Raw genomic sequence first — 3,729 nt, forward strand, 5'->3', positions numbered from 1 at the left:
CTTAACGACAGTGAATATGCTATCGCTTCTTCTCTGAAACGGAATTATGCAAAACACTCAATTTAAGTAACGATCATTTAAAAATTGCACTAGCTGATCTACTTTATCAAACAAAAAATCAGGAGAAGATGCTAAAAGTTCGCTTTTATTTTCTGCACCCCAAAGAGCTCCAACTGATATGATTCCAGCGCTCTTAGCAGCTTCAACATCCCTTGCATCATCACCGACTGATACAACTAATTCTTTAGGCACACCAAGCTTTGTAACCGCTAAATTCATTGGATCAGGATGTGGCTTTCGCCTTTGCGTATCATGATAGCAAACCGTAGAATGTACTTTCCACTTCCAATAATGTATTACCCGAGAACAGTACGAACTAGGACTAGAAGTCACAATGGAATATGGAATGTTTTTTTGATCTAGCAGTTTTAACATATCATTGATACCAGGAAAAGGTAATAGTTGCGGGATCATATTATATACACGGCTCCATTCCCGTGCTCTCCTTAAAGGTTCTGCTGCAGAAGAATCGATTAAGGTTTGATCTAGATCGAAGATCACTGCCATATTTTTCGCATCCTTTTAGAATAAAGTCATTTGCTCCACATCATCATCAGGATTAGATTTTACACTCGGTTTTTTTACAGGTAATTCTTTGGGAACGTATTGTACTTCTGATGTTCTTTTCATTTTAGAGAGAAACAGCTCTATATCGTCTACACTGAACAAAGGGATTGCTTTCCCATCTTTTATCAATTTTTGATTTCCTCTGGATTTGTCATTATTAATTAAAAATTTCTCCGGATGATTTAGGCAACCCAATGGTTTTCCTTGCTCCAAGCAAAAGCCAACAGTATGCATAGTGCCACCTTTAATATCTGTCTCAATGACGACAACTCCCGCGCTTAATCCGCTTTGCAGGCGATCTCTTTCCACAAAAAAGTTAGGTCTTCCTCTTTCGCCTAAATCGTATTCACTTATTAAACATCCACCGGTTGCAATGATCTCCTCTGCAAGATCTCGGTTTTCTTTTGGATAAACAGGTGTATCCAATCCTTGGGCTAGAACTGCAATGGTCTGGCCACCACCCTCTATACACCCACGATGACCAGTAGTATCGATACCCTTGGCAAGACCACTAACCACGACGAGTCCTTTTTCTGCGAATATTTTTCCAAATCTATTCCCACACACTCCGCCATATGATGATGGCTCACGGGTGCCGATCACAGCTACAGATAACTCACTGTTTAACGAATCCAAATTTCCCCGAACAAAAATAAGCACAGGTGGATTAGGGATAACCTTAAGTCTTACTGGAAACTCTGGATCATTAAACCCTAAAACCTTTATACCCAGTCTTTCGCACCTTTCCAATGATAACTGCGCTTTTTTATACGCGTTTTCCAGCATTACTTGTTCTGGGACTTTTACACGAGCAACTTTTTCACTAGAGTCCTTAATTATATCCATTAAATCTTGTAGAGTAGACGGAACAAATTCAGTAACTCCCAAGATTCCATGTACAGTATTTCTTCCGTAACCACTTAAATTTAATAAAGTAAGGATATGTAACGCCTGAAGCATGTTATCCCTCCAAATGCTATACATTATATAACTGACGCGAATTTCCAATATTTTAATATTACTTGAATATGATTAAATCGACAATTGAGCGCGAACGCTTGTTTGGTTAAATAAATTATACCATACTTTATATTCTGATTACTTATTTGTCCTAAATAGTGATATTATTATTTATGGTAACAATTTACTAGGGAGATGGTTCCTTTTGAGTATCTTCATGAGTTCAGTATATATACCTACTGGTGGATGGATGTTAACGGAAAAAAAAGTGTTTTATGCAATGCCTTTCATGCCTGTGACTGGAGAACCAAGAATATGGGATTCTAACAACGAGGAACATGAAAGATATATAAATCTATGTCGGAAGATATATTCATCAAAATATAAAAACTCCAATTCTTATTATTATCTCTTTAACGAAGATTTATTAGATACTTTTGAATCCTTTTTTAATTGGACAGATGCAAGGACTGTCATTCCGATTGGTTCTACACACCCATTAGTCTACCATTTTGCAGATTATATTTCTTCGGCAATAGGATGTTCTACTTTAGACGTGATAAACAAAGTAGAAAAAGGCGTCTTTACTTTAGATAATAACAAAACCTTACCGGAGGGCAAAATTTTGCTAGTCGATGATATTATTACATCGGGAAGCGCTATTGTTTCAGCTATCCAAACCCTACTTAAAACTGGTAAATACCAATTGGAGGATATTGATATACTCTGTATAGGAAAGACTGAAAGAGACCTAAATGTTTGGGACAATAATAAGGTCATCGCTAATCTTACATAAGTGAACTATCCGCGCCCCTTAATTAGGGGCGCATTTATTATTAACATCTTGATATGCCATCATTAACGGCACCAGATTGAGTCCAAAATCTTTATAGCCTTGCTGCACCGTCAGTAGATATTCTGCGGAAGGTTCCGTGAAAACATATCCCTTCGGCATCCAATAGGTGAACGCTTCGATCTCGGAACCATCATATTGTAGCACCCGAACAACTCCGCGTGTATAAAACCGATGATAGCCCTCATATCGATCAAGTGAAGCAATACCCCAACTCTTTCATCTTGTTCGGTTGCATTTATTTACCGTTTCAACGAGGGTCGGCTCACTTTGCGAGCATAACTCATTTGCCGTTCAGCGTTCACATTGAGCGCTTTATAAAGCAAATCTTCCTTAGATGCCATGATGTTAATCAGATTACGAAGCGTTCTCGGCATGTGACAGGAAGCATCAATGTGTACATGAATTCCACAGGAATTGATTGCCTTTGCGCCAGCTTTGCGAAGCAACCGAACGATTTGTTGTACCGTTTCGATATCCGAATATTGAAATACAGGAGAGACCAGTTCCACTTTATAGAGCTTTGCGGAATCACCGCTCAATACGTCATTTTTTCGTTGTCTGGAGCATGAAGATGCACCGCGCCATCGAAGTCAGCGATGCGCTACTGTCTGAATTAGATTATACCGATCAAATCGAAATATTATCTGTTGAACCTGACCAGTTCTCTTTATTGCCAATGAAAGAGGAACACTTTGCATTGAATACTGGGCTTATGACTGACACCCCCTCTGTGATAATTGATAAACGGGGGAGTCCTAGTACTTGTCTCACAACTTATGTATTAATCGACCTTGAAATGCCATTCGGCCTGTTCTGTGTGGTTAAGGCCGCCTTCATTCCTAAGACCACTGAAGTCCTCATGGATTTTGATCGCAAAATTTGCGGGTATAGAAAGTAACGATAACGTCCATCAATTCCTTCAGAACTTGAACGACATCGGGCTTATCGACCATAAAGAGATGGAGTGCATTAGAAATAGGTTTATACTTCATTGAGTCGTATGGAAATGACCTGATCACCAAGCATTTACCAAGCTAAAAAGGTGATCAGGTTTGCCATGCCCTGTTGAATTTAAGATAATTTCTGTTCGTAATTAGGGCTTGCTGAACAAGATTCGTTCCATTTACACCCAACGTAAGTCTCTAAACCCAAGCAGTCTGAAAAAATGCAAAAAGAGAACCCGCAGTCGCCGCTCCAGATTCATGACCAGAAACTGAAGGGCGATGACGGCCAAACTGGTTTCGGCGCCACGCGCCCGAATGCGACCTAGGCCCAATTTGCGCTTG

General features: G+C 39.5%; 6 protein-coding genes and 1 pseudogene. 2 read left to right on the forward strand and 5 right to left on the reverse strand.

Going from position 1 to position 3,729, the window contains the following annotated elements:
* Window positions 1-57: 57 nt before the first annotated feature.
* Together RW092_RS12505 and RW092_RS12510 are read right to left on the reverse strand one after the other, a co-directional pair.
* A complete protein-coding gene (locus RW092_RS12505; RefSeq protein ID WP_081992884.1) occupies window positions 58-567 on the reverse strand; it encodes an HAD family hydrolase in 510 nt (169 codons plus the stop codon).
* A 15-nt stretch (window positions 568-582) separates the two neighbouring features.
* A complete protein-coding gene (locus tag RW092_RS12510; RefSeq protein WP_316010352.1) occupies window positions 583-1,587 on the reverse strand; it encodes a DNA-processing protein DprA in 1,005 nt (334 codons plus the stop codon).
* Window positions 1,588-1,792: 205 nt separating this feature from the next.
* On the opposite strand from RW092_RS12510, the gene RW092_RS12515 reads away from it, so the two are divergent.
* Entirely contained in the window at window positions 1,793-2,383 is a 591-nt protein-coding gene (locus RW092_RS12515; RefSeq protein ID WP_316010353.1) for a phosphoribosyltransferase, read from the forward strand.
* Window positions 2,384-2,401: 18 nt separating this feature from the next.
* Here the strand turns inward: RW092_RS12515 and RW092_RS23825 are convergent, their stop codons facing one another.
* Together RW092_RS23825 and RW092_RS12520 are read right to left on the reverse strand one after the other, a co-directional pair.
* Window positions 2,402-2,647, reverse strand: a complete 246-nt coding sequence (locus tag RW092_RS23825; protein ID WP_410055535.1) for a gamma-glutamylcyclotransferase family protein — start codon at window positions 2,645-2,647, stop codon at window positions 2,402-2,404.
* 35 nt (window positions 2,648-2,682) lie between these two features.
* Window positions 2,683-2,982 carry an amidoligase family protein gene (locus RW092_RS12520; RefSeq protein ID WP_316010354.1) on the reverse strand — a complete coding sequence of 100 codons (300 nt, stop codon included), beginning with the start codon at window positions 2,980-2,982 and terminating at the stop codon, window positions 2,683-2,685.
* Window positions 2,983-3,008: 26 nt separating this feature from the next.
* Here RW092_RS12520 and RW092_RS12525 point away from each other — a divergent pair, with 26 nt between their 5' ends.
* Window positions 3,009-3,341, forward strand: a complete 333-nt coding sequence (locus RW092_RS12525) for a hypothetical protein (protein WP_316010355.1) — start codon at window positions 3,009-3,011, stop codon at window positions 3,339-3,341.
* 225 nt (window positions 3,342-3,566) lie between these two features.
* Here RW092_RS12525 and RW092_RS12530 read toward each other — a convergent pair.
* Window positions 3,567-3,729: pseudogene (locus RW092_RS12530) on the reverse strand (IS5/IS1182 family transposase); the annotation flags it as partial.

Origin of the sequence: Paenibacillus sp. 3LSP, assembly GCF_032465655.1 — a bacterium.
GTDB classification, from domain to species: Bacteria; Bacillota; Bacilli; order Paenibacillales; family Paenibacillaceae; genus Fontibacillus; species Fontibacillus barengoltzii.

Bases quoted from the DNA above. Each gene is read 5' to 3' on its own strand.
- RW092_RS12505 (WP_081992884.1), bottom strand. From the start codon at position 567: ATGGCAGTGATCTTCGATCTAGATCAAACCTTAATCGATTCTTCTGCA.
- RW092_RS12510 (WP_316010352.1), bottom strand. From the start codon at position 1,587: ATGCTTCAGGCGTTACATATCCTTACTTTATTAAATTTAAGTGGTTAC.
- RW092_RS12525 (WP_316010355.1), top strand. From the start codon at position 3,009: ATGAAGATGCACCGCGCCATCGAAGTCAGCGATGCGCTACTGTCTGAA.